Origin of the sequence: Polaromonas aquatica (assembly GCF_042659145.1) — a bacterium.
In the GTDB taxonomy this organism is placed as follows: domain Bacteria; phylum Pseudomonadota; class Gammaproteobacteria; order Burkholderiales; family Burkholderiaceae_C; genus Polaromonas; species Polaromonas aquatica.
Window position 1 is genome coordinate 241,722 of the sequence record NZ_JBHSRS010000018.1, and the last position, 24,821, is coordinate 266,542.

General features: G+C 61.6%; 25 protein-coding genes. 6 read left to right on the plus strand and 19 right to left on the minus strand.

Annotated elements, in window-relative coordinates:
• Positions 1–18 precede the first annotated feature (18 nt).
• A complete protein-coding gene (locus ACFQND_RS09580; protein ID WP_371439144.1) occupies positions 19–603 on the minus strand; it encodes an outer membrane protein assembly factor BamE in 585 nt (194 codons plus the stop codon).
• 123 nt (positions 604–726) lie between these two features.
• On the opposite strand from ACFQND_RS09580, the gene fur reads away from it, so the two are divergent.
• Positions 727–1,179: a ferric iron uptake transcriptional regulator gene (fur, locus tag ACFQND_RS09585; RefSeq protein WP_371439145.1), complete on the plus strand. Its 453-nt coding sequence runs from the start codon at positions 727–729 to the stop codon at positions 1,177–1,179.
• Between the two features lie 232 nt (positions 1,180–1,411).
• Here fur and hprK read toward each other — a convergent pair whose 3' ends face one another.
• From hprK to hpf, 3 genes are all read right to left on the minus strand, one after another.
• Positions 1,412–2,362, minus strand: a complete 951-nt coding sequence (gene hprK / locus ACFQND_RS09590) for an HPr(Ser) kinase/phosphatase (protein WP_371439146.1) — start codon at positions 2,360–2,362, stop codon at positions 1,412–1,414.
• A 39-nt stretch (positions 2,363–2,401) separates the two neighbouring features.
• Positions 2,402–2,875: a PTS sugar transporter subunit IIA gene (locus ACFQND_RS09595; protein ID WP_371439147.1), complete on the minus strand. Its 474-nt coding sequence runs from the start codon at positions 2,873–2,875 to the stop codon at positions 2,402–2,404.
• A 152-nt stretch (positions 2,876–3,027) separates the two neighbouring features.
• Positions 3,028–3,369, minus strand: a complete 342-nt coding sequence (hpf, locus tag ACFQND_RS09600; RefSeq protein WP_371439148.1) for a ribosome hibernation-promoting factor, HPF/YfiA family — start codon at positions 3,367–3,369, stop codon at positions 3,028–3,030.
• 209 nt (positions 3,370–3,578) lie between these two features.
• On the opposite strand from hpf, the gene ACFQND_RS09605 reads away from it, so the two are divergent.
• Positions 3,579–4,814, plus strand: coding sequence for a patatin-like phospholipase family protein (locus ACFQND_RS09605; protein ID WP_371439149.1), 1,236 nt, complete (start codon positions 3,579–3,581; stop codon positions 4,812–4,814).
• A gap of 239 nt (positions 4,815–5,053) precedes the next feature.
• Positions 5,054–6,040, plus strand: coding sequence for a magnesium/cobalt transporter CorA (corA, locus tag ACFQND_RS09610; RefSeq protein WP_371439150.1), 987 nt, complete (start codon positions 5,054–5,056; stop codon positions 6,038–6,040).
• Between the two features lie 73 nt (positions 6,041–6,113).
• Here corA and ACFQND_RS09615 read toward each other — a convergent pair whose 3' ends face one another.
• From ACFQND_RS09615 to ACFQND_RS09640, 6 genes are all read right to left on the minus strand, one after another.
• The gene (locus ACFQND_RS09615; protein ID WP_371439159.1) at positions 6,114–6,884 is read right to left on the minus strand and encodes a 5'-methylthioadenosine/adenosylhomocysteine nucleosidase; all 771 of its coding nucleotides are present in this window, start codon (positions 6,882–6,884) and stop codon (positions 6,114–6,116) included.
• A 114-nt stretch (positions 6,885–6,998) separates the two neighbouring features.
• Positions 6,999–8,687, minus strand: coding sequence for a long-chain-fatty-acid--CoA ligase (locus tag ACFQND_RS09620; protein WP_371438871.1), 1,689 nt, complete (start codon positions 8,685–8,687; stop codon positions 6,999–7,001).
• 243 nt (positions 8,688–8,930) lie between these two features.
• Complete coding sequence (locus tag ACFQND_RS09625; RefSeq protein ID WP_377413258.1) at positions 8,931–10,406, minus strand: NAD(P)(+) transhydrogenase (Re/Si-specific) subunit beta; 1,476 nt, start codon at positions 10,404–10,406, stop codon at positions 8,931–8,933.
• Positions 10,403–10,732 carry an NAD(P) transhydrogenase subunit alpha gene (locus ACFQND_RS09630; protein ID WP_377413261.1) on the minus strand — a complete coding sequence of 110 codons (330 nt, stop codon included), beginning with the start codon at positions 10,730–10,732 and terminating at the stop codon, positions 10,403–10,405. The genes ACFQND_RS09625 and ACFQND_RS09630 overlap by 4 nt, the downstream gene beginning before the upstream one ends.
• A gap of 86 nt (positions 10,733–10,818) precedes the next feature.
• Positions 10,819–11,934, minus strand: a complete 1,116-nt coding sequence (locus ACFQND_RS09635; RefSeq protein ID WP_377413263.1) for a Re/Si-specific NAD(P)(+) transhydrogenase subunit alpha — start codon at positions 11,932–11,934, stop codon at positions 10,819–10,821.
• A gap of 219 nt (positions 11,935–12,153) precedes the next feature.
• Positions 12,154–13,668 (minus strand): CoA-acylating methylmalonate-semialdehyde dehydrogenase, encoded by a 1,515-nt coding sequence (locus ACFQND_RS09640; protein ID WP_371437114.1) that lies wholly within the window; start codon positions 13,666–13,668, stop codon positions 12,154–12,156.
• A 140-nt stretch (positions 13,669–13,808) separates the two neighbouring features.
• Here ACFQND_RS09640 and ACFQND_RS09645 point away from each other — a divergent pair, with 140 nt between their 5' ends.
• The 3 genes from ACFQND_RS09645 (at position 13,809) to mnmA (ending at position 16,656) form a co-directional block, all read left to right on the plus strand.
• The gene (locus tag ACFQND_RS09645; RefSeq protein ID WP_371437115.1) at positions 13,809–14,828 is read left to right on the plus strand and encodes a LysR substrate-binding domain-containing protein; all 1,020 of its coding nucleotides are present in this window, start codon (positions 13,809–13,811) and stop codon (positions 14,826–14,828) included.
• Complete coding sequence (locus ACFQND_RS09650) at positions 14,825–15,331, plus strand: NUDIX hydrolase (protein ID WP_371437116.1); 507 nt, start codon at positions 14,825–14,827, stop codon at positions 15,329–15,331. Before ACFQND_RS09645 ends, ACFQND_RS09650 begins: the two co-directional genes overlap by 4 nt.
• Positions 15,332–15,414: 83 nt before the next feature.
• Positions 15,415–16,656 (plus strand): tRNA 2-thiouridine(34) synthase MnmA, encoded by a 1,242-nt coding sequence (mnmA, locus tag ACFQND_RS09655; protein WP_371437117.1) that lies wholly within the window; start codon positions 15,415–15,417, stop codon positions 16,654–16,656.
• Between the two features lie 89 nt (positions 16,657–16,745).
• On the opposite strand, the gene ACFQND_RS09660 is transcribed toward mnmA, so the two are convergent.
• From ACFQND_RS09660 to ACFQND_RS09700, 9 genes are all read right to left on the minus strand, one after another.
• Positions 16,746–18,155 (minus strand): MipA/OmpV family protein, encoded by a 1,410-nt coding sequence (locus ACFQND_RS09660; protein ID WP_371437118.1) that lies wholly within the window; start codon positions 18,153–18,155, stop codon positions 16,746–16,748.
• A gap of 303 nt (positions 18,156–18,458) precedes the next feature.
• On the minus strand, positions 18,459–19,196 hold the full coding sequence (locus ACFQND_RS09665; RefSeq protein ID WP_371437378.1) for a sulfite exporter TauE/SafE family protein: 738 nt from the start codon (positions 19,194–19,196) through the stop codon (positions 18,459–18,461).
• Between the two features lie 108 nt (positions 19,197–19,304).
• Complete coding sequence (locus ACFQND_RS09670; protein WP_371437119.1) at positions 19,305–20,177, minus strand: alpha/beta hydrolase; 873 nt, start codon at positions 20,175–20,177, stop codon at positions 19,305–19,307.
• A gap of 9 nt (positions 20,178–20,186) precedes the next feature.
• Positions 20,187–21,086 carry a 4-hydroxy-tetrahydrodipicolinate synthase gene (dapA, locus tag ACFQND_RS09675; RefSeq protein ID WP_371437120.1) on the minus strand — a complete coding sequence of 300 codons (900 nt, stop codon included), beginning with the start codon at positions 21,084–21,086 and terminating at the stop codon, positions 20,187–20,189.
• Between the two features lie 31 nt (positions 21,087–21,117).
• The gene (locus ACFQND_RS09680) at positions 21,118–21,909 is read right to left on the minus strand and encodes an ABC transporter ATP-binding protein (RefSeq protein ID WP_371437379.1); all 792 of its coding nucleotides are present in this window, start codon (positions 21,907–21,909) and stop codon (positions 21,118–21,120) included.
• A gap of 11 nt (positions 21,910–21,920) precedes the next feature.
• Positions 21,921–22,322 (minus strand): VOC family protein, encoded by a 402-nt coding sequence (locus tag ACFQND_RS09685; RefSeq protein ID WP_371437121.1) that lies wholly within the window; start codon positions 22,320–22,322, stop codon positions 21,921–21,923.
• 44 nt (positions 22,323–22,366) lie between these two features.
• A complete protein-coding gene (locus ACFQND_RS09690; protein ID WP_371437122.1) occupies positions 22,367–23,134 on the minus strand; it encodes an ABC transporter permease in 768 nt (255 codons plus the stop codon).
• Between the two features lie 51 nt (positions 23,135–23,185).
• Positions 23,186–23,761, minus strand: coding sequence for a VOC family protein (locus ACFQND_RS09695; protein WP_371437123.1), 576 nt, complete (start codon positions 23,759–23,761; stop codon positions 23,186–23,188).
• A gap of 10 nt (positions 23,762–23,771) precedes the next feature.
• Positions 23,772–24,794 (minus strand): ABC transporter substrate-binding protein, encoded by a 1,023-nt coding sequence (locus tag ACFQND_RS09700; protein WP_371437124.1) that lies wholly within the window; start codon positions 24,792–24,794, stop codon positions 23,772–23,774.
• Between the last annotated feature and the right edge of the window lie 27 nt (positions 24,795–24,821).

The following is a 24,821-nucleotide window of genomic DNA, read 5'->3' on the forward strand; positions in this document are numbered from 1 at the left end:
TTGTCATGCTGCCCGTGCTCACCGTTTCGGGCTTTCGAGCGGTGGGTAGCTCGCAGGCGCTGCTGCGGCCGGTGCGCTTGCAGCGGCGTTGGCCGTTGCGGAAGCGGCTTTGGCGGCCGAGGCTTTTTCGGCGTCCTTGAGTTGCTCGTCCGTAGCCTCCAGGACCGGCACCTTGCCCAGCTTGCGGCTGGAATTCAGCTTGGCGATGAATTCCGCCTCGCTCGGCATGGTGTCGCCTTCAAAACGTTCCAGCAGGTCACCCTTGAAAAATACCGTGTATTTGAATGACTGGGGCTCCACGCCCTGCCGCTTCAGGGTGAACACATAGTCCCAGCGGTCTGCATGGAAAAGGCTGGACAACAGGGGCGTGCCGAGCACGTCCTTGACCTGCGCACGCGTCATGCCCGCCTTGAGGAAATCCACCTGCTCCCTGGAAATGAAATTGCCCTGGATCACGTCAACCCTGTAGGGCGTGATCCAGTTCACAGGGTTGACGGAGGCGGAGTTCAGGCTGCTGCAGCCCGCCAGCACCAGGCACACCGTGGCGCAGAGCGCCGGAACTTTAAGCGCAGATCGGATGCTGTAACGATGATTTGCAGACATGGGGTAGGGTGTAGCGATATGATCGACCATTGTAGCGGCTGGGTACCCTGTTCCCCGCGTAAAGCCGGGGCCTCCATCTGAGGCTGCCGGGGCCGCAGCCGCATCTTCTCCGGGGGGAAATCCATGAGCAACATCAACGAACTGAAGAACACCGGCCTCAAGGCGACCTTGCCGCGCCTGAAAATCCTTGAAATATTCCAGACAGGCAAACAACGCCACATGACGGCCGAGGACGTCTTCCGGGTTTTACTCGAGGACCGCTCCGACATCGGCCTGGCCACGGTTTACCGGGTGCTGACCCAGTTCGAGCAGGCTGGCCTGCTCAACCGCAGCAATTTCGAGTCCGGCAAGGCCGTTTACGAAATCAACGAAGGCCAGCACCATGATCACCTGGTCTGCCTGGATTGCGGCAAGGTGGAAGAGTTTTACGACGCCGAAATTGAAAGGCGCCAGCACGCGGTCGCCAAGGACAAGGGCTTCACGATCACCGACCACTCGCTGTCGATTTACGCGAACTGCACCAAGGACCAGTGCCCCAACCGCAACGGCACACCGGTGCGGCACCACCATTCCTGAGCCGTAAGAAAAAGGCCTGTAGCCCCTCTATTGACAGGCACAAAAAGCTATCAATTTAATAGCAAACTGGATGCCAGGGTGTGAAGAAACCGTAGCGAGAGCACCCATGGCGATCATCGGAAGCTTGCCAGGGCTCTGTGCCAGCAGGGGCCGCGGAACCGGCTTTGCCGGGCCGCAGGCGCAGCGGCCCCCTCGGGGGGCTGCGTATTACACGCAGTGAAAAGCGTGGGAGCTAGTCATCCTGCTCCATGGCACGGCGATGGCGTTCAACAAATTCCTGGTAGGTATTGATGCCGCGTAGTTGCAGGATGGCGTTGCGCACTGCGGCCTCGACCAGCACGGCAATATTGCGGCCGGCCTCCACCTGGATGATGACCTTGCGCACCGGAATGCCCAGCACGTCCTGGGTCAGCGGCTCGTAGGGGATACGCTCGTACTCACGCTCCAGGGTCTCGCGGCGCACCAGGTGCACGATCATCTTCAGGCGCATCTTGCGGCGCACCGCCGTCTCGCCAAAAATGGCCTTGATGTCGAGCAGGCCTATGCCGCGCACTTCGAGCAGGTTTTGCAGCAGGTCCGGGCAGCGGCCTTCAATCGTGGTCTGGTTGATGCGGTACAAATCCACCGCATCGTCGGCCACCAGGCCGTGGCCGCGCGAGATCAGCTCCAGCCCCAGCTCGCTTTTTCCCAGGCCGGATTCGCCGGTGATCATCACGCCCATGCCCAGGATGTCCATGAACACGCCATGCATGGAGGTGCGGTCGGCAAAGTGTTTGGACAGGTAGGCCCGCAGCACGTCAATCACAAAGGCGGCCGACTCCGGCGTGGCGAACATCGGCAGCTGGGCACGCTCGCACATGGACAACAGCGTGTCCGGTGCGGCCTGGCCATCGGCCACGATCAGCACAGGCGGCTCCAGCGTGATGATGCGGGAAATGCGGCGAGCGCAGTCTTCGGCGCTAACCGTGGTCAGGTAGGCGACTTCGCGCTCGCCCAGTATCTGCACGCGGTAAGGATGGATGTAATTGAGGTAGCCCACAAGGTCGGCGCCGGAACGCGCTGCGCGCACCGCGACTTCGTCAAAGCGCCGCTCGGAAGCGCCCAGGCCGGCGACCCACTCCCATTTCAGCGCGGCCCGGTGGTCTTCGAAAAGCACGTCGGCACTGATGGCGGTGGGCTTCATGCCTGCAGCTTACTCACAAAAAAATCCAGGCGGCCGCAATCAGGGGCCGACTTGCTGGGCAGAACGCCAGGAGGCGATCAGCGTGTGCAGCGCTGCCGCATCGGTGCTGGTTTTGAGCTTTTCACGCAGCACGCTATCGCTCAGCAGCTCGGCAATTTCGGACAGGATTTCAAGGTGTTTCTGCGTAGCCGCCTCGGGCACCAGCAGGAAAATCAGCAGGGCCACGGCCTGCTCGTCCGGGGCATCAAAGCCAATAGGCGTATGCAGCTGAAACACTGCCGCCATGGGGGCCTTGAGACCCTTGATGCGCCCATGCGGAATGGCTACCCCGTGACCCAGGCCGGTCGAGCCCAGACGCTCGCGGGCGAACAGGCTGTCGGTAATCAGCGCGCGGTTCAGCCCGTGCTGGTTTTCGAACAGCAGCCCGGCTTCTTCAAAAGCACGCTTTTTGCTGGTCGCGTCAACACTGACCAGCACTTGGGTAGGGGGCAAAATTTGCGAAAGACGGTTCATAACGCTCTTTTAGTCGCCGAATTATGCACTTTACAGCGGGTTCAGTGCCAAAGAGGCCCAAATGAGGGCATAAAAAAAGCCGCCAGAGCTCCGGCGGCTTCCAATCATACTGGCAGTGCTGGCCTGAATCAGGCCACACCCGATTTGGGTTCTCAGGCTTCGGCCTGCTCCTGGCGCTTGGTGGCCAGATGGTGGTGATCCTGGGTTTTGGTCTTGTAGCGCCCGACCTGGCGGTCCAGTTTGTCAGTCAACTCATCGACTGCGGCGTACAAATCAGCGTGTGAGCTTTCGGCGAACAAATCGCGGCCTTTAACGTGCACATTGCACTCGGCTCGCTGGCGTCTTTCCTTTTCCTTCATGTTATCTACCGTCAACAGGACTTTTACGTCCACTACCTGGTCGAAATGCCGGGTAATCCGGTCCAGCTTGGCTGTTACGTAGCCGCGCAATGCGGGTGTAACTTCAAGATGGTGACCGCTGATCGTCAAATTCATAAAGAGACTCCTTTTCCAAAAAGCTGGAACTGGTTGAAAAAACCACCTGTCCGGGGCTTGGCCAGGTGGCGACGGGATAAGGCTCTTGGAATGACTATGCGCCCGAAGCGCGGCAAATGCAATCGTGCGACGCACAAAAAAATGCAACTGTTTGCAGCCAGTCTTCTGGGTATTATTTGTAACTTGTTTGTCCAAGCTCTTTCCACGCCATGTCTCTTGAGACCATCATCCCCGCGCTGACGGACCCGGACGAGGAGTGCTGCGCACTGGTGCTCATGGGCGGCGGCGCACGCACCGCCTACCAGGCAGGCGTTTTGCATGCGCTGGCCAGCATGCTCGGCCTGGCCAGCAACGCCAGCGATCCGCCCTTTCCCTTCAAGATACTGGTCGGCACATCGGCCGGCGCGCTCAATGCCACTTACCTTGCAAGCCGGGTTGGCGAGGGCCTGAATGCCTTCGCGCACCTGGCCAACTTCTGGAGCACCCTGCGTTCGTCGCAGGTCTACCAGCTCAAGGTACCTGCATGGATACGCTCCAGCCGCATTGCCGCAGCGCTTTTCCTGTCGCAGCAGGTCCGGGCACAGCAGGCCTTCCTGAACAACACGCCGCTGGTGGACACCCTGCACAAGGCTATATCGCTGGGCAGTATCGAGCAGGCGCTGCAGGACAACACCCTGAATGCGCTGGCGGTAACGGCATCCAGCTATACCAGTGGCGTGCACTGGACTTTTTGCCAGCTGGCCGGGGGCCGGCAGGTGGAATCGTGGAGCCGCCCCGGCCGCCGCGCCGAATTCCAGCCCATCACGATCGAGCATTTGATGGCCTCCAGCGCCCTGCCTTTTATTTTCCCGTCCACGCCGTTGTGGGTGGACGGACGCCGCGAGTTTTTTGGCGATGGTTCGATGCGCCAGAGCTCACCCCTGTCGCCGGCCATCCACCTGGGAGCCAGCAAGGTCATGGTGATAGGCGTAGGCCAGCCGGAGCGCGCCGGGTTCGCCTCAACGCCGGAAGCATCCGCCGTATCTGCCGGCAGCCGGCCCACCCTGGGTGCCATTGCCGGGCATGCCATGGCCAGCGTTTTCCAGGACACCCTGCAGGCCGATGTGGAGCAGGCCCAGCGCGTGAGCAAAACCATGCGCCAGATGCCGCACGACATCGCGGCCATCATGCCTTACCGGCCGGTGGATGTGCTGGCAATTTCGCCTTCACAATCACTGGACGCGCTTGCGCAGGCACATGCCGGCGAGTTGCCCGCCGCCACCTACAACGCCCTTGCAGGGCTGGGCGCGCTGGGTGACAAGGGCAGCCCTGGCGGCGCCGCACTCGCCAGTTACCTGCTGTTTGAGCCCGGCTTTGTCAAAGCCCTGATGGCGCTTGGCGAGCACGATGCCTATGCACGCAAGGAAGAGCTGCTGGCGTTCTTCGGGCTTGGCAGCGGTAGATAAATCAATGCCCAGGTGCCATAATCGCGGCAGATTCACTATGGAGAAATCCTTGGAAAGCAGCCCTAGTCGCTAGCTTTCAACACCGCAGACTGGCGCATGACGTCATTGACGGGGTTGAAAGCGATAGCACCTTCACCCCCTCATGCAAAAGGCATGCACATGGCCCAAATACCCAAAAGGCTCCGTGCAGCCCGTGAACCAACAGGCCGCCCAGCCCCCAGGACGTCAGGTACCCCGTCATGCTCAATATTTTCACGCTCGCCAACGGGCGACTCTTCCAGGAAGAAATCGAGTCACTCGAAGAGCTCTCCAAATTCCAGCCTATCTGGGTTGACCTGGAATCCCCCACCCTTGAAGAAAAACGCTGGATCAAGCAGTACTACGGCCTGTCGATCCCGGAAGATGCGATGGACGAGGACATCGAGGAGTCCGCACGTTTTTACGAGGAAGACAACGGCGAGCTGCACATCCGCTCCGACTTCCTGATTGCCGACGACACCGAGCCGCGCACAGTGCGGGTCGCCTTCATCCTCAACCTCGTCAACGACGACCTGAAAAGCAAGGGCGTGCTGTTTTCCATCCACGATGAGGACGTGCCTGTGTTCCGCTTGCTGCGCATGCGCGCACGCCGCGCACCCGGCCTGATCGAGGATGCCAAGGAAGTGCTGCTCAAGCTGTTTGACGCCGACGCCGAATATTCAGCCGACACGCTCGAAGGCATTTACGTCGAGCTCGAAAAAGTCAGCACCAAGGTGCTTTCAGGCGACGTGACCGACGCGTTGGCCGGCGAGGTGCTGGGCGCGATTGCACGCCACGAGGATTTGAACGGCCGCATACGCCGCAACATGATGGACACACGCCGTGCAGTGAGTTTCATGATGCGCAGCAAGATGCTCAACGCCGAGCAGTTTGAAGAAGCGCGGCAGATCCTGCGGGACATCGACTCACTGGACTCGCACACCGCCTTCCTGTTCGACAAGATCAACTTTTTGATGGATGCGACGGTCGGTTTCATCAACATCAACCAGAACAAGATCATCAAGATCTTCTCGGTCGCCAGCGTCGCGCTGTTGCCACCCACGCTGATTGCCAGCGTCTACGGCATGAACTTCAAGCTCATGCCCGAGCTGGACTGGGGACTCGGCTACCCGTATGCGCTGGCGCTCATGGCGGCCAGCGCCGTGGTGCCCATGTACTACTTCCGGAAACGGGGCTGGTTGCAATAGGGTTGAAAAGGCCTCAGGAAAGCCTTTTATGCAAGGAAAGTGCCGCCGGCCGGCTGGATATGCGCGCAGTCAGCTATTGTTTTGATAGCAAGCCAAGAAACTTTTCAACCACGGTGCGTGCATAGTAGCTGGCCACCTCCCGCACAAACACCGGAAAATCCACATGCGCCTGGTCATCGGCGCGGTCAGAGATGGTGCGCACGGCAGCAAACGGCAGGCCATAGTCCTGGCAGACCTGCGCAATCGCCGCCCCCTCCATTTCAACCGCCAGCACCGGGTGGCCGCTGGCAAGCAGGGCGGACTGCAACTGCTGCACCTCCTGCGCGCCGGACACAAAACGGTCGCCGCTGGCCATCAGCCCATGGTGCACCCGCGCATCCGGAAAGGCCCATGGATCGTCACCGTCGTTGATGTGCCGCAAGGCGGAATCTGCGGCCTCGAGCAGCAGGGTGGTCAGCGCCCTGTCGGCCTTGAAGCGGCTCTGGCCATACAGCGGAATCTCGTATCGGGGAAACAGCGGAGAAGCATCCATGTCGTGCTGCACAAAATCCTCCGCCACCACCACATCGCCGACCTTGACACCCAGGCCCATGCCGCCGGCAACGCCGGTGAAAACAATGCGGCTCACGCCAAAGCGTTCGATCAGCGCGGTGGCGGTCGTCGCCGCGGCAACCTTGCCGATGCGGGAGAGCGCCAGCACCACCGGCTGGCCATGCAGGTCGCCCTGCCAGAATTCGCGGCCGGCATGGGTCGTTCTGCGGGGTTGATGCAGCAGCGCGATCAGGCCGTCCTGTTCTTCGGGAAGTGCGCTGAGGATGGCGGTCGTGGAGGGCTTCGGGGACATGCCCGGATTTTGCCTGTTATGGCGGAACCACGGGAAGCGGACGAAAAAAAAGGCGACTTGCGCCGCCTTTCCAGAAAACCTTTGCAGGCTCTAAAACCGATGGGTTATGGACCCCTATTTTTTGTCGCGCAATTCACGGCGCAAAATCTTGCCCACCGGCGTCTTGGGCAGGTCGGTGCGGAACTCCACCACCTTGGGCTGCTTGTAGCCGGTGAGGTTTTCCTTGCAATAGGCCCGCACCTGCGCCTCCGTCAGGTCAGGGTTTTTCTTGACGATGACCAGCTTGACGGCTTCACCCGATTTTTCATCGGCCACGCCTACGCAAGCGACTTCCATCACGCCCTCAAGCTTTGCCACCACGTCTTCAATCTCGTTCGGGTAGACGTTGAAACCGCTGACCAGGATCATGTCCTTTTTGCGGTCAACGATCTTGAAGAAACCGTTGTCGTCCAGCACACCGATGTCACCCGACTTGAAATAGCCATCGGGCGTCATGACCTTGGCGGTCTCGTCCGGGCGCTGCCAGTAACCGGCCATGACCTGCGGGCCCTTGATGGCGATCTCGCCGGGCTGGCCCTGCGGCACTTCGTTGCCGTCATCGTCCAGCAGCTTGAAGTACGTGCCGGGAATCGGAACGCCTATGGTGCCGGTGAAGGCCTTGCTGTTGGTCGGGTTGCAGCTGGCCGAGGGTGAGGTCTCGGACAGGCCATAGCCTTCGCAAACCGGGCAACCGGTTTTTTCCAGCCACAGCTTGGCCACCGCGCCTTGCACTGCCATGCCGCCGCCCAGCGACACCTTCAGGTGCGACCAGTCCACGGTGTTGAAGTCGGGGTGGTTCGCCAGGCCGTTGAACAAGGTGTTGACGGCCGGAAAGCTGTTGACCTTGTGTTTTGCCAGCTCCTTGAGCACGGCAGCCAAGTCACGCGGGTTCGGAATCAGGATGTTCTTGCCGCCGGTACGCATGCCCAGCATCATGTTCACGGTGAAAGCGAAGATGTGGTACAGCGGCAGGGCGCACACGTAAACCGGCTGCACGCCGGCCTGCATGCTGGCCATGGCCGGGCCGTTCCAGGCCTCGGACTGCAACACGTTGGCAATCACATTGCGGTGCAGCAGCACGGCGCCCTTGGAGACACCGGTTGTGCCGCCTGTGTACTGCAGCACGGCCACGTCATCGGGCTTGATGTCGGGGCGCTTGAGCGTGGCACGCGTGCCACGGGCTACCGCATCGTTAAAACGTACCGCGCCGGGCAGGTTGAAAGGCGGCACCATCTTCTTGACGTTGCGCACCACATAGTTGACCAGCGCGCCCTTGAGCATGCCCAACTGGTCACCCATGGCGCACAACACCACGTGCTTGACCGGCGTGGCGGCAATGCATTGCTCCAGCGTGTTGGCAAAGTTCTCGATGATGACAATGGCCTTGGAGCCGGAATCCTTGAGCTGATGCTCCAGTTCACGCGGGGTGTACAGCGGATTGACATTGACCACCACAAAACCCGCGCGCAATATCGCGGCGACAGCCACCGGGTACTGCGGCACATTCGGCATCATGATGGCCACGCGGTCGCCCTTGGCCAGCCCCAGGCCCTGCAGGTAGGCGCCAAAGGCAACGGACAGGCTGTCGGTCTGGCCAAACGTGATGTCCTTGCCCATGAAGCTGTAGGCCACCTTGTCGCTGTTTTTCTTGAAGCTCTCCTCCATCAGCCCCACAAGCGACGAATACTGCGATGCGTCGATATCTGTGGGAACTCCGGGCGGGTAGGCCTTGAGCCAGGGACGGTCCTGGATTGCTGCATTCATGTTTGTCTTCTCCATTCCTGTGTTGACTGCCGCTGATTTTGACGCCTGGCCCTCTGCGGGGCTATTGCGTTTTCCCTAGGAAAACCGGTCTGCCAGAAGGGTAAGCCCTCTAATTCGGGCGACGCCTGAGCATTGACTCTTCGCAAACAGGGGCCGCGGAACCGGCTTGGCCGGGTCGCAGGCGCCGTCCCCTGCAAGGGGAGATGGCGCTACACAAGGTGAGCGCCGACAGGGGTGTACAAGCTACTCGATGGCCTTGCCCATGTCTTCAATGACCTTCTTGGCATCGCCAAACACCATCATGGTCTTGTCCATGTAGAACAATTCATTGTCCAGGCCGGCATAACCGGCTGCCATCGAACGTTTGTTGACGATGACGGTTTTGGCCTTGTAAGCCTCCAGGATGGGCATGCCGTAAATCGCGCTGCCCTTGACGTGTGCAGCAGGGTTCACCACGTCGTTGGCGCCCAGGATGATGGCCACGTCGGCCTGGCCGAATTCGGCGTTGATGTCTTCCATCTCGAACACCTGGTCGTACGGCACTTCGGCCTCGGCCAGCAGCACGTTCATGTGGCCTGGCATGCGGCCGGCAACAGGGTGAATCGCGTATTTGACGGTGATGCCCTTGTCCGTGAGTTTTTGTGCGAGCTCCTTGACCGAATGCTGCGCACGCGCCACCGCCAGGCCGTAGCCCGGCACGATGATGACGGTTTCGGCATTGCCCAGGATGAAAGCGGCATCGTCAGCAGAGCCCGACTTGACGGGCCGCTGCTCTTTTGCGCCTGCCGTTGCAGATGCAGCCTCACCGCCGAAGCCGCCCAGGATCACATTGAAGAACGAACGGTTCATCGCCTTGCACATGATGTACGAGAGGATGGCGCCGGACGAGCCGACCAGCGAGCCGGCAATGATCAGCATGGAGTTGTTCAGCGAAAAGCCAATGCCTGCCGCGGCCCAGCCCGAATAGCTGTTGAGCATGGACACCACCACGGGCATGTCGGCACCGCCGATAGGGATGATGATCAGTACGCCCATCACGAAAGACAGGGCCAGCATGGCAAAAAAGGCCGTCCAGTTGCCGGTCAGCATGAATGCGACGCCCAGGCCCAGCGTGACCAGGCCCAGCACCAGGTTCAGCATGTGCTGGCCGGAGAAGGTCACGGGCGCGCCCTGGAACAGACGGAACTTGTATTTGCCGCTGAGCTTGCCGAAGGCAATCACGGAGCCGCTGAAGGTGATGGCGCCTATGGCCGCGCCCAGGAACAGCTCGAGGCGGTTGCCGGTGGGAATCGGCAGGGCAACCAGTACCTGCACCAGCGCAGCACCGGCGGCCACCATCACGGGCTGGGGCGGCGGCGTGATGCCGAAGGCCCAAGGTTCAGCCACGGCGGCGACGGCGATGAAGACGGCGGCCAGGCCGATCATGCTGTGCATGAAGGCGACCAGCTCGGGCATCTTGGTCATTTCCACACGCTTGGCCATCAGCGTGCCTATGCCGCCGCCGACGACCAGCGCGCCCAGCACATAGACCATGCCCAGAGACTTGCCGCCCGAAAGCTCGACGATCAGCGCGCCCGTGGTCAGCACGGCAATCGTCATGCCGGCCATGCCGAACAGGTTGCCGCGCAAGGAGGTGGTGGGATGCGACAGGCCCTTGAGTGCCTGGATGAAGAAAACGGAAGCCACCAGGTACAGCAGCGTGACGATGTTCATGCTCATTTCGCGGCTCCTGCATCAGCTGCGGCCGGCGCCTTTTTCTCTTTTTTCCGGAACATTTCCAGCATCCGGCGCGTCACCAGGAAACCACCGAAGACGTTCACGGCCGCCAGCGCCACGGCCAGCACGCCCATGGTTCTGCCCAGCGGCGTTTCGGTCAGCGCGGCGGCCAGCATGGCGCCCACGATGACGATGGCGGAAATCGCGTTGGTCACCGCCATCAGCGGCGTGTGCAAGGCGGGTGTGACTGTCCACACCACGTGGTAGCCCACGTAAATGGCGAGGACAAAAATAATCAGGTTGATGATGGTGGGTGACACTGCATCCATGGTCTTCTCCTATTGAGGCGGCGCTGCCGCCGGCCCTGAATAATTTATGGGTTTGTTTTGACTACAGCAGCCAGGGGCTGTTCGCGCTACTTGCGCCGTACTTCACCGGCCTGCGTCATCAGGCAGGCCGCCACGATATCGTCTGCCATGTCGATATTCAGCGCGCCTTCCTTGGTGATGATGAGCTTGAGGAAGTCGAGCAGGTTGCGCGCATACAGCGCGCTGGCATCGGCGGCAACCAGTGCCGGCACGTTGGTCTCGCCGATCAGGGTGACACCGTGCTTGACCACGGTTTTGCCGGGCTCTGTCAGCGGGCAGTTGCCGCCCTGCGGCGCGGCCAGGTCAACAATCACGCTGCCGGGTTTCATGGACTTGACCATGTCTTCGGTGACCAGCACGGGCGCGGCGCGGCCAGGAATCAAGGCCGTGGTGATCACCACGTCGGCTTGCGCCACACGCTTGGCCACTTCGGCTTTCTGGCGCTCCAGCCAGCTTGGCGGCATGGGCTTGGCATAACCGCCCACGCCGACAGCGGCTTCGCGCTCTTCGTCGGTTTCATAAGGCACGTCGATGAATTTTCCGCCCAGGGATTCGACCTGCTCTTTCACGCTGGGACGAACGTCGCTGGCTTCAATCACGGCGCCCAGGCGCTTGGCCGTGGCAATCGCCTGCAGGCCGGCCACGCCGACGCCCAGGATCACGACACGCGCGGCCTTGACCGTGCCGGCGGCGGTCATCAGCATGGGGAAAAAGCGCTGGTATTTTTCAGCGGCCATCATCACGGCCTTGTAGCCGGCGATATTGGCTTGCGAGGACAAGACGTCCATGCTTTGCGCGCGGCTGGTGCGCGGTGCGGCTTCCAGCGCAAAGGAGGTGAGCTGTGCCGCAGCCAGGCGCTGCAGGCCGGCCGCGTCAAAGGGGTTCAACATGCCGACCATCACGCCGCCTGCCCTGGCGTGTGCCATTTCGCTGTCCAGCGGGCAGCGGACCTTGAGCACGATGTCGCTCGCGTAAGCACCTGCCGCGTCGGTGATCTCTGCACCCACTGCGATGTAGGCCTCGTCGGGAACGCTGGCTGCAACACCGGCACCGGATTGCACACGTATTGTGTGGCCCTGGGCCTTGAGCTTTTTGGCCGTCTCCGGCGTGATCGCTACGCGTGTTTCTCCTGCCGTAATTTCGGCGGGTACCCCAATCAGCATGGGTCTCTCCTCAATGTATTAGTTTTTAGCGGATCTACATCATCTGCGTGCGCTTGCACGCAGATTTATAGCTGTCGTGAAGCTTACATGAGATTTTTGAAAAATCTGGGCACGGCAGTCTATCGTTTTTCATACCAATAAGGCACTGCGCCCCGCGTGCCAGAAGGCAGCGGGGCGCAGGGTCAGCAACCTAGGGATAACCCGAAGGCTCAACGAAAACTATTTGGCGGTCGGCATTACAAACTCTGCACCCTTGCCAATGCTCTCGGGCCAGCGCTGCATGATGGACTTTTGCTTGGTATAAAAACGCACGCCTTCTTCGCCGTAGGCATGCATGTCGCCAAACAGGCTTTTCTTCCAGCCGCCAAAACCATGCCAGGCCATGGGCACCGGAATCGGCACATTGATGCCGACCATGCCGACCTGGATGCGGCGCGAGAATTCGCGCGCCACATGGCCGTCACGGGTAAAGCAGCTCACGCCGTTGCCGAACTCGTGGGCATTGATGAGGTTCACGGCCTCGGCAAAATCCTTCACACGCACGCAACCCAGCACCGGGCCAAAGATCTCTTCCTTGTAGATGCGCATGTCGGGTGTGACATGGTCAAACAGCGTACCACCCATCCAGAAGCCCTTGTCGCAACCGGCACCGGCATCCGCACCGGTGAATGTGCGGCCGTCCACCAGCAACTTTGCGCCTTCTTTCACACCTGTGTCTATGTAGCCGGTGATACGCTGGTGCGCGGCGGCCGTCACGATGGGGCCCATTTCGGCATCCAGGTTCACGCCGTTCTTGATGACCAGCGTTTTGGCGCGGGCCTCCAGCATGGGGACCAGTTTGTCCGCCACATCGCCCACCAGCACGGCCACCGAGATCGCCATGCAGCGCTCGCCAGCCGAACCATAGCCCGCACCGATCAGCGCATCAACCGCCTGCTCCAGGTCGGCATCGGGCATGACCACCATGTGGTTCTTCGCACCGCCCAGGGCCTGCACACGTTTGCCGTGGTGAGCGCCGGTCTCGTAGATGTAGTTGGCGATAGGTGTGGAGCCGACAAAGGACACAGCCTTGACGTCCGGGTGCACCAGCAGGGCATCCACCGCCTCCTTGTCGCCCTGCACCACGTTGAAAACGCCATCGGGCAAACCGGCCTGCTTGAGCAACTCCGCCATGAACAGGCTGGGGCTGGGGTCAATCGGGCTGGGCTTGAGCACAAAGCAGTTGCCTGCCGCAATCGCCACCGGGAACATCCACATCGGCACCATCACTGGAAAGTTGAAGGGTGTGATGCCGGCCACCACGCCGAGCGGCTGGCGCAGGGTCCAGTTGTCGATGCCGGTGGAGACCTGGTCGGTGAAGTCGCCCTTGAGCAATTGCGGAATGCCGCAGGCAAACTCCACAATGTCAATGCCGCGCGCTACTTCGCCCTGTGCGTCGGTGAATACCTTGCCGTGCTCGGCCGTGATCATGTGGGCCAGCCTGTCCTTGTTGGCGTTGAGCAGCTCCAGGAACTTGAACATGACACGCGCGCGACGCAGCGGCGGCAGGTCACTCCATGCCGGAAATGCTGCTTGCGCCGAAGCCACTGCGGCATCCACGTCGGCGGCGCTGGCCAGCGCAACATGGCCGGAAACGGCGCCCGTGGCCGGGTTAAAAACTTCCTGGCTGCGGCCTGCGGGCAAGGTGGCACGCCCGTTCAGGTAGTGGCCAATCGTTGCGAAGGGTGAAGACATGTACGGTCCTTTGGTGGGATGGTTTGCGGCTGTTGCAGACAAAAATTCTGCTCGGCCTCGAGTCTAGGACCTCGAACCCGATTTGATAATCCCCCGTTTTGTGATTACATTGTTCATATATCTGAACAATACAAACACATATGTCCTCCGACCAGCTCTCATCGCTTGTGGCCGACCTGCACCTCCTGACGGTGCTGGCCGGCACAAAAAGTTTTACCGAAACCGCGCGCCGCCTGGGTGTTTCCAAGGCTTCGGCCAGCATGCGCATCAGCGAGCTGGAACGGTCCGCGGGCGTCTCGCTGGTACGCCGCACCACACGCTCCGTCGGCCTGACAGAAGCCGGGCAGCAAATGGTCAATGACATGCAGCCGGCATTTGAGCGGATCAGCGAAAGTTATAGCGCCGCGCGGGACCTGGTCGGCACGCCACGCGGCCTGATACGCGTGACGGCCCCGGTTGCACTGGGACGGCAACACCTGGCGCCCTGCGTGGCGGCGTTCCTCCAGCGTTTTCCGGAAATCAACATCGAACTGGAACTAACGGACCGTTTTGTGAACCTGGCCAACGAAGGGTTTGACCTGGCCATACGCCATACCAGCACACCGCCGGAAACGCACGTTGCCTGGGCGCTGTGCGAAACACGCTCGGTCCTGATGGCCAGCCCTGACTACCTGAAGCGGCGCGGTGTGCCTGAGCACCCGTCCGACCTGGCGTCGCATGACTGCCTGCTTTACCTTGGCGGCGGCCATGTCAGCAGCTGGACATTCGCACGCAACACGGGCGCCTCACGAGCCGGCAAACGCAAGCCAGATGAAAGAGTGGGCGTCAACATCAACGGCATCTTCAAGGCCAATAACAGCGAAGTGCTGCGTGATGCGCTTCTCGCAGGCCTGGGCATAGGCCTGCTGCCCGACTTCAGTCTTCCACCGGCCCGCGAAAAGCACGCAAAACTGGTACAGGTGCTGCCCGACTGGCAGGTGCAGGGATTTTTTGGCGAGCGTATTTACGCCCTGCGCCCCTGGGCGCCACAGGTGCCCAAGGCAGTCCAGTGTTTTGTGGAACACCTGCGCGCAAGCTTTGCGCAGGGATTCGGCGGCACCGGGCAGCCCAGCCAGGGAGTCACAAGCCGGTCAAGAACGGCACGGATAATCACGCCATGAACACACGATGGAAACCCAGCGTCACGGCTGCTGCGGTGATTGAACGCGATTTCAACGGCGTCCGGAAATTCCTGCTTATCGAAGAGGAAACCCGCGATGGCCTGAAGCTCAACAACCCGGCCGGCCACCTCGACCCCGGCGAGAGCCCGGTGCAGGCCTGCGCGCGCGAAACACTGGAAGAAGCCGCCTTTCACTTCACCCCCACGGCGCTTGTGGGCGTCTACCTCTCCCGCTTTGATCAGGTCACGCCGGGGCAGGCTGAGCCAACGGACATCACCTATCTCCGTTTTGCGTTTTGCGGCGAACTGGGCGAGCAGGTCGAAGGCCGGGCACTGGACGTTGGCATCGTGCGTACGGTATGGCTGACGGCTGATGAAATCCGGGCCTGTGTCGACAGACACCGCAGCCCGCTGCTGCTGACCTGCATGGAAGACTACCTGGCCGGACGGCGCTATCCGCTGGAACTGATCACCACCGACCCCTCCGTCCTGCTACAACCTTGATGGCTGGCTGCGCTCGCACAACGGGGGCAGCACGAAAAACCCGCACAGCCACGCCGTATTGCGTCCCCGGGGATAATTGCCCCATGGCGGAAGTATCAAAGGCTAAACAGCGGGTAGTGGTGGGTTTGAGCGGCGGCGTGGACTCTGCGGTCACGGCGCACCTGCTCAAACAGCAGGGCCACGAGGTCATAGGCATCTTCATGAAGAACTGGGAAGATGACGACGACAGCGAGTTCTGTTCGTCCAACATCGACTTCGTGGACGCGGCCGCCGTGGCTGACGTGATCGGCATCGAGATAGAACACGTCAACTTTGCCGCCGATTACAAGGACCGCGTGTTCGCCGAGTTCCTGCGCGAATACCAGGCCGGCCGCACGCCCAACCCGGACATTTTGTGTAACGCCGAGATCAAGTTCAAGGCCTTCCTGGACCACGCCATGCGGCTGGGCGCCGAAAAAATCGCCACCGGCCATTACGCCAGGGTTCGCCGCGTTGCGGCTTCTCCTGGCTCCATGGCCCTTGGCCATCTTGATGAATCGCACGCGACCGCGCGCGATGGTGCCCACCCTTCCGATTGGCAGTATCAACTGCTCAAGGGCCTGGACCCGGCCAAGGACCAGAGCTACTTTTTGCACCGACTGAACCAGGCGCAACTGTCAAAAACGCTGTTTCCGGTCGGCGAGCTGCGCAAGACCGAAGTGCGGCGCATTGCCGATGAGATCGGCCTGCCCAATGCCAGGAAAAAAGACTCCACCGGCATCTGTTTTATCGGCGAGCGGCCTTTCCGCGACTTTTTGAACCGCTACATCGCCAAGGCACCCGGCCCCATCAAAAGCGACAAGGGCCGTGTGCTGGGCGAGCATGTGGGCCTGTCCTTTTACACCCTGGGCCAGCGCTCGGGGCTGGGCATAGGCGGCGTGAAAGCCAAAGGCGCGGACCTCAAGGCAGCGCAGGCGCGCGGCCAGCGCGGCGTGGGCGAACACGAACCCTGGTTTGTGGCGCGCAAGGACATGGAAACCAACACCTTGTGGGTGGTGCAGGGCCACGACCACCCGTGGCTGCAGTCCACCGTGCTCCACGCGCAGGACTGCAGCTGGGTGGCAGGCAGCGCGCCCACGCCCGGCATGATGGCCGCCAAGACCCGCTACCGGCAGGCGGATGCAGCCTGCGAATTGCGCAGCGCTACCGCAACGGATTGCGAACTGGCCTTCACGCAGGCGCAGTGGGCAGTGACACCGGGGCAGTCCGCCGTGCTTTATGACGGCGACATCTGCCTGGGTGGTGGCGTGATTGCCAGCAGCAATGTGCAAAACATGCCCAAATGATTTTTTGGGCTGTTTTAGGGCATAAAAAGGCCTGTAGCCCAATCAGTATGTGCGCAACCAGCTACTTTATTAATAGCACACGAATGCCGTCAAAGTGCCGTCTCGATATAGGTGTAAAGGTAGTTGGAACCGCCGTTGACATTGCCCAGCAGGCGCGAAGCGCCAAAAATGCCGGAACGGTGCGACACGCCAAAGCCGATATAGGTCTCCTTGAGCGCACGTGAGCCAAACAGGTCACCCAGGCTGACGTCAATCGTCGGGTCCAGGTAATTCAGCAGGCGCGAGGTTGTTTTGCCGGCCTGGCTGGACACCTCGGTGTAAGGCACACGTTGTGCGGCTGACAGGCCCACACCCAGGCCCAGCCGGGTCTTGACCCGGTGGCTCCAGGGGAAGCCCGAGTAGATGGCTTTCATGAACACATCCAGCTGGACGCCATTGGTCTGCAATCCGCGGTCATCGTGGTTCGTCAGGCCTACATAACCCACAAAGTCCAGCGGCCAGCCGTTGAGGTTCTGGATAAAGGGCTTGCCCACCTGAATGCCGCTGATGTAGGTGGCGTTGCTGCTGGCCGTGGAAAAACAGCGTGCGGTGATGATCTTCGCCAGGTGGCAACTGGGTTCCGCAGCCTTGCCGTACATCAGCTTGAAATAGGTCGGGGAATCCTTTTCCGCCCACTCGCGTTTATGGCCGCCAAAGTCGTACACCGCGCCCACATAAACGGCCGGTAACACCCGCTTTTGCACGATGGGACTATCTTTCGCCGAATTGCCCAGCACCGTTGCCGAGACACCCGCCAGCAGGCGCCAGCGCTGCGACATGTCATAGGAGCCATACAGGCCCACCGAGGTGCTGATGCCCCAGCCGGGCGCATAAGCCGGACGCGTGGCCGTCGCTTCGCCTGGCAGGACGCCGTAGTAATAATTGTTGAGCTTGGCATCACGAAAAGAAACCGTCAGGTTGGGCCGCAAGGTCCATGGGCCGGAACGCCAGTCGTAGGAATAACCCAGGCGGGTTTCGCCGCCTTTGTAGGTCTGCCCTATGTCGTGGACATATTCAGCCTTGAGTGTTCCCCACGGCTGGCGGTACTGGTAAGACAGCCCCATATCGAGCCCGGAATCACGCGCAGCCATGCCGGCCAGGCTGGCCGGCGGGTTGTTCACCGGAAAGCCCTCCAGCCGCTGCTCTACAAACAGGTCCAGCCGCTGCCCATCGTTGCGCCCGCCCTCATTGAACAACTTGACACCGGCGCGGTTGGCATGCAAAAACAGGCGCTCGCCCTCGTACAGGTACAGGGGCAGCAGGTCGTAACGCACGCCACCGTCCCTATAGGGCGAGGCCTCCATGCGCGTGACAAAACCCAGGCCGGCACTGTCCGGTGCATTCAGGATATCGGCCAGCGGTTCGGTGCCGCTGTCCGCATGCGCGGGAGCCATTGCAAATGAACCAGCCAGCAACACAGTCGCGCACAGCAGGAAACGGAGAGGCAGGAGACTTTTCATTATTGATCTATCGATTAAGAGCTTTTTGGAGCTTTTTCAGGGCCACAGCAAGATGATTATTTTCCCCAGCAGCACGGACACCCAGGGAGTTTGTATGCTAACTAGGAAAATACCGTGCTTTGCGCCATGTTTGTAAGAAAAAACATTCACATGGTGCCGCTCTGCACTCAGGTGTGCAATATGGCATACCCGCCACACCGGCATTTCAAAGATGAAAACCCGTTGTCCCGGGCACTCCACTTTCACCATCAGCTACCAAATAGATAGCGAAATGTAAAAAGCACTTCCCGCGGGCAAGCCGCGCTATTGCAGAAAAAACAGCGCGCTCATGGTCAGCCCGGTCGCCACAATGCCCCGGCGCAGCCACATCGCCGGCAGCCGCCGTGCGCCACGCGCGCCCAGGAAGCCACCCAGCAGGGCTGCCCCCATCATGATGGTGGCTTCGCGCCAGGCGACCAGCCCACCCCATGCATACAGTCCTGCCGCGATGACGGTGAGCAAGGCGGAGACGCGATTTTTCAGCCCGTTCATGGCATGCAGGTCGGACTGGCCGAGCAGGCCAAACAAGGCCAGCAGCAGAATGCCCAGGCCGCCATTGAAGTAGCCGCCATAGATGGTGACGGCCAGCACGCTCAGGCCCCTCGCCAGCGGATTGCCAGCCCTGCCTTTTAGCGACTGCGTGATCTGCGGGCCAAAGGCGAACAGCGCGGTGGCCAGCAGCAGCAACCAGGGCACGACCCGGCGAAAGGTCACATCCGGCGTGACCAGCAGCAAGGCGGCGCCCAGGCCGCCGCCCAGCAACGACAAGCCCAGCAAGGCACGCATCGACAGCCCGGGGGGCGCTTGCGTATCGTGGCGAAAACCCCAGGCGCCCGACAGATAGCCTGGCAGCAGGGCCACCGTACCGGTGGCGTTGGCGACGACCGGGGGAATGCCGGTCAGCACCAGCGCTGGCAGCGTCAGGAAGCTGCCGCCGCCCGCGACCGCATTGAGGGCGCCAGCGACAAAGGCCGCGACCAGCAGCAAAATCGTATCAAACAGCATGGCGGGCGCTAGACGGGTCGACAGGCTTCGTCATAAGCCAGCCGGAGGTGCTGCTCGTTATGCGAACGGGCATCGCGAAAAGGGTATCAAGGGTGTTTTCTGAAATCACTGCAAGAGTGTCGCATGCTGGGACTGCATCAGGCGCAGGGCCGCCAGGGCGATCGCGCCATCGTTGTGCGTCAATTCGTCCAGTATTGTGAAGTGGTCGCGCCCTGGGCAGGCCACATGGCCGGCATGAACCCCGTGCCAGCTCCGGCTGATGGCCAGGAACTGCTCGTGAAAGCCGGGATTTTCGTCCAGGCCCACGGCAGTGAGCAGCGGCGCTTTGGTGAGCGGACGGTGCAGCGCCGGACTCAGTGCGGCCGCACTCTCGGGCGTGAAGCGCGTGGCCTCCAGCACCGAGGGCACTTGCAACAAGGGGCGCAGGTCGTATAGCGCGCTCACGCAGACAGTGCCCGCAATGGTCCTGGCCGGCAAACCGGGCTGAAGCGCTGGCCAGTCGGTTGCCAGCAGCATCGCGGCAAGGTGACCGCCGGCTGAATGCCCGCAGGCAAACAGGCGCTCGGGCGGCGCGCCCCAGTCGGCGCTGTGGCCGTGCAGCCAGGCGGCGGCCCGCCGCACCTGATCGACGATGGTTTCCACCGACACCGCCGGGCACAGCGCATAGTTCACGACCGCCACCGCATAACCGGCTGCGGTGAAGGGCGGCGCGACGATCGAGGCGTCCGACTTGTCAAGCGAGCGCCAGTAGCCGCCGTGGATGTACATCAGCGTGCCGCGCGGGCGGCCTGCCGGCAGGAAGAGGTCGAGCGTTTCCATGGCCTGTGTGCCATAGGGCAGATCAAGCCGGCACGGCACCGCCGCGCGCAGCACAGCCGAGTCGTGCGCCCAGCGCGCAAAGATGTCCCGGTAATTCGCGACGGCAAGGCGCGCGTTGTAATACCGCTCGCCTTGCGCCAGCGCGTCGTCTGCATGCATGACCGGACCCTAGCGTTTTGCGGTTGCGATCTGGTTCACCACGGCCGCCAGGTCGGCGCGCACTTTTTCGCTCAGCGCGGCGATGGGCGCGCGCGTTGGGCCGGCGCTGCGGCCGGCCAGCGCCATCGCCTCCTTGATGACAACCGGGAAGGAGCCCCAGGCCCAGGCCGCGCGCAGCGGCGCAAAGACATTGGACAGGCGCAGCGCCTCGGCATGGTTGCCGGCGCGCAGCGCGTCGTACATCTGCACCATCAGCTCGGGAAAGACATTGGCAGCCGGCGAGATCGTGCCCTGCGCACCGTGGAACATCATGGACAGCGCAATCGTGTCGCGGCCGGAGAACAACAGTGCCGGACGCGGCGCCGTCAGCAGGTACTCTATGGACTGGGTCAGGTCACCGCCCGAATCCTTCACGCCGACGATGTTGTCGGCGGCGTTCATGCAGCGCACCAGGGTGGTGGGCAGAACATTGACGCTGGTGCGCGGCGGATTGTTGTAAAGCATCACCGGCAGCTTTGTGGCCCTGGCCACGGCCGTGTAATGGGCGACCAGTTCGTCCTGCGTGGGCTGCACAAAGTAAGGTGTGATGACCAGCGCCAGGTCGGCCCCCATGGCCTCGGCCGCCTGCGTGAGCGCGATGGCCTGGCGCGTGCTGGTACCGCCGGTGCCGGCGTACAGCGGCACACGGCCGTCAATGGCGCGCATGGACAGCTCCAGCAAACGGATATGCTCGGCCGTGTCCAGCGCGAAAAACTCGCCCTGGCTGCCGGCCACAGAGATGCCATGCACGCCGGCCTGAATGTAACTTTCAATCAGCTCGCCGACGCGCGCCTCGTCGAGCTTGTGGTCTGCAGTAAAGGGCGTGGCCATGGCCGGCACGACCCCGTGGAATTTGGATGTAGTAGTCAAGTGAACTCCGAAAAATGAATCAGCGGGTGTCTCAGTCGACACCCATCAGGTGGCCCAGCTGCGCCACGTAGTGGCCGAACTCGACCGCTTCCTTGGTCTTGCGCGGGTCGCGCGGACGCGGCAGGTCTATGCGCATGTCTTCGATGATGCGACCGGGCCGCTCCGACATCACCAGTACCCGGTCCGAGAGGAACACCGCCTCAGAAATGCTGTGCGTGATCAGCAGCACCGTCTGCCGCATCTCCTGCCACAGGCGCAGCAGCTCCACGTTGAGCTGGTCGCGCGTGAGGGCATCGAGTGCGCCAAATGGTTCGTCCAGCAACAGCACCTTGGGGCGCATCACCAGGATCTGGCCGAGCGCCGCACGCTGGCGCATGCCGCCAGAAAGTTCGTGCGGGTAGTTGTGGCGGAACTTCTCCAGCTTGAGCAGGGGCAGCAAGGCCTCGACGCGCTCGTCGATGTCTTTTTTGGGCAGCTTGCGCACCTCGGCCGCGAGGCGGATATTGGCCTCCACCGTCTCCCAGGGCAACATGTTGTGGGTCTGGAAGACCACGCCCACGTCGTCGGACATCTGCGTCTGCAGGTGCTTGAGCACATGCACCTCGCCGCCGCTATCGGGCTGGATCAGCCCGGCCACCATGCGCAGCAGGGTACTCTTGCCGCAGCCGCTGGGGCCCAGGATGGAGACGAACTCGCCGCGCTGCACCGTGAAATCCACCTGCTCCAGCGCCCGCACACTGTGGCGGGCGCTAAAAGTCTTGCCGACCCGGCTGACGCTGATCGCGGTGTCCAGCGTAAGCGCTGCTGACGCAGCGCCGTCCATGGCCCCGGTTTTCACTTTTTGGCTCCCACCCAGCCGCCTTCGGAGATGTCGAACACCACGCCGTCGAGGTCGCGAAACTTCATCTCGTAATACAGGCTTTTCTTGTCATGCGGCAAGTCCATGAAGAAGGTGCCGCCGTTGGCCTCGATCAGCTTGCGCTGCTCGTCCAGGTCATCGACCCAGAAGCCAAAATGGTGCGTGCCGACCCAGTTCTTGCCGCGCTCCAGGCCCGCGGCCTCGTCGGTCTTGTAGTTCAGCAGCGCCAGGCAGATGGTGCCGTCGGACAGGTAAACGCCCGAGGCAATCGGCGAGTGCGTGGGTTCGACGATGGTGAGGCCGAACACCTCGCTGTAGAACCTGGCAGCCTTTTCAGGATCGGGAACGGCAAGGGCGATATGACGTAGTTTGGCCATGGTGTGTGTTTCCTCAGATAAATAAACAGGGGGATAAGAAAGGGCTACAAGCCTCGCCACCAGACGCGCTTGGCCGCGAGCTCGACCAGTACATACAGCAGGCCGGCAACCAGGGATATGGCCACCAGCGCGGCAAACAGGTAGTCGGTGCGTGCATTGGCATTGGCTTCCAGGATCAGGTGGCCCAGGCCATGCTCGGAGCCGACGAATTCACCGACGATGGCGCCTATCACCGCCAGCGGCATGGCCGACTTGCAGCCGTCCATGATGGAAGGCAGGGCCGAGGGCACATGCAGGCGCCGGAAGGTGACCCAGGCCGGTGCCCGGATCGCGCGAAAGTGTTCTATCAGGTGTGCAGGCGTCCCCGCCAACCCGCCCATAGTGGCAATCACCACCGGGAAGAAGGCAAACAAAAAGGCCATCAGCACCTTGGAGGTGTCGCCATAACCAAACCAGATCACCATCAGCGGCGCCAGTGCAATCTTGGGCAGACCCTGGAACACGACAATCAGCGGGTACAGCGTGCGCCGTACTACCGGCAAGGCATGTATGGCCAGCCCCAGCACCACGCCACCCACAACGGCGAGCACAAAGCCGGCCAGCACCTCCTGGGTCGTGATCCATGACTGCAGCAACAGGTTGGCGCGGTTGGTCCACATGCTGTCCAGCACTTGCGACAGCGGTGGCAGCAGGTAGCGTTTGATGCCAAAGACATCGACCGCCTTCTCCCACAGCAGGGCCAGCAGCAGAAACAGAAGGGCCGGGTCGGTGAAGCGCCGCCACGACTCGGAGCGCGAGAAAGATTGTTGCAAGTTTGTCTCCTGGTTCAAGGCCGTCTTGTCGGCCCGGTTTGTTTTTCTGTTTTATTCCTGAGCGCCGGCCTGGCCGTCGGTGCGCTTCGCATCGTCCTGCCGGGCAGGACCCCACTCAGGTGGCGGCACCACGAATTTTTCGAAATGCCACTGATCGAACGCCGCAAGATCGTTCTTCCAGACACGCGGTGTGTAAGGTTGTGCCGGCGTCACCTGCACCATCTCGGCATAGAACTCGCAGTAGTTGCCGTCGGGATCCTTGAACACCAGGAACAGGTTTTCGCCCGGCCCGTGTTTGCCTATGCCGCGCACGATCTCCACCCCCTTTTCCTGCAGGTAGTGCGCCGCGGCCTCGATCTCGGCCAGCGAGCCGAGCTGGTAGGCAAAGTGCTCCAGCCCGGGCCGGCCCGGCACATAGGTGGCACTGCGCTGCGCGCCGTCTGCCGGTATCTGCGCCAGCGCCAGATCATGATGATCCTGCCCGCAACGCAGAAAGGCCATCTGGTCTTCTATGTAGTCGGACAGCTGCAAACCAACGATGTCGGTGTAAAAGCGCACCGAGGCCTGCAGGTCTCGCACATTGAGCACGACATGGCCCAAGCGTTGTGGACGGGGACGATTGGCCATCACGCCTCCGTTACTTCAGCAGCTCGTTGGTATAGGCGTCTTGCGGCTTGACCTTGCCATTCAGGCCAAAAGCCTTGTCGACAAACTGCACAGTGGCGCGCATGCGGTCTTCGCGCAAAAAGCCAAGGCCCTTGTCCTTTGCTTGCGAATCTATCAGCAGGTCGCCCATGTCCTTGATCTGCGCCAGCGCCACGGCGCGGTCCGTGTTGGGGAAAGCCTTGAGCATGATGTCGGCGGCCTGTTCGGGGTTGGCAATGGCAAACTCATAACCGCGGTAGGAAGCGCGCAGGAATTTCCTCACCACGTCGGGCCGCTTCTTGATGACGTCTTCGCTGGTGGCGAAGCCGCTGCCATAAGCATCCAGGCCGAAGTCGCTGTACTCTATCCAGCCCAGGGACACGCCGGCCGCGTTGGCCTGCTTTTGCGTAACCGCACGATTGCTGGCGCGCCAGCATTCGGCCAGATCGATCTTGCCTTCGATGAGCGCGGCATCCACCACCGCCGGGTCCATGCGCAGCAGCCGTATGCTGTCCTTGGGCTGGCCGTTCTGTTCCAGCCAGGCCGGCACCACGTTGTGTACCGGGGAGGCCGAACCGCCGCCCAGCACCAGGCCCTTCATGTCGGCAGGGCTCCTGGGCTGGTGACGCTTGGTGTTGAAGCAGATGCCGGCCGGCCAGCGAGTATTGATGGCGCCCACCATGCGTATCTTGCCGCCGTTGGCACGATTGAGCACCAGGCTGATCGGGTCGACATAACCGAACTCGAACTGACCCTGGTCCAGCTCATTGGCGGTCCGGTTACCGCCGTAACCACGTACGATGCTGGCGTCCAGCCCCAGTTCGCGAAAAAAACCGCGTTCCTGCGCAACAATCACGCCGACCGAACTGCCTTGCGGCAACCAGGCCATGTTGTAAGTGACCTTGTCCTGTGCGATGGCGGCGCTGGCGCTGGCCAGCAGCACGGCAGCAGCCAGGGTGAAATGCCGGGTTATGCCCCACAGGGAGGCACTAAGCTTTGTCGCGGAAATATGCATGTTGTCTCCATACGTTGTTGTGTGTCG